The organism is Paracoccus sp. S4493, from assembly GCF_000967735.1.
Lineage (GTDB): Bacteria > Pseudomonadota > Alphaproteobacteria > Rhodobacterales > Rhodobacteraceae > Paracoccus > Paracoccus marcusii.
This window is the reverse complement of record NZ_JXYF01000294.1, coordinates 1-490: the sequence shown is the minus strand read 5'-3', so window position 1 is coordinate 490 and position 490 is coordinate 1. Positions and strand designations below refer to the sequence as shown.

1 protein-coding gene is annotated in these 490 nt (G+C 70.4%); it reads left to right on the top strand.

What is annotated here, in order from left to right; all coding sequences use genetic code 11:
- Nucleotides 1-490, top strand: a 490-nt coding sequence (locus TW83_RS17240; RefSeq protein ID WP_045984018.1) for a zinc-binding dehydrogenase, incomplete at both ends; no start/stop codon positions are given.

Sequence of the window (490 nt, the reverse complement as noted above, 5' to 3'; positions counted from 1 at the left end):
CTGGTGACGGGGGCGGGGCCGATCGGGCTTGGCACCGCGCTGTTCGCGCGACTGGCCGGGGCCCAGGTGCATCTGATGGATCTCAGCGACCGGCGGCTGGCGCTGGCGCGGCGGCTGTGCGGGTTCGACCTGCTGCACCGTCCGGGCGACGACATCCTGACCGGCGAGTTGGCGCAGGGCTTCGATGTCGTCTTCGACGCGACCGGCAGCGCGCCGGCCATCGAGGCGGGTTTTCCCCTCGTGGCCCATGGCGGCAGCACGGTGCTGGTCAGCGTGGTCAAGGGCGACATCCGCTTTTCGGATGCCGAGTTCCACAAGCGCGAGGCCCGCATCATCGGCAGCCGCAACGCGCAGGCCCCCGATTTCGACCGGGTCATCGACGCCATTCGCGACGGGCTGATCCCCACCGATGCGCTGCTGTCCGAGGTCGTGCCGCTGGCCGATCTGCCCGACCGTTTTGCCGCGCTGGTCGATGACCGCGACGACATCG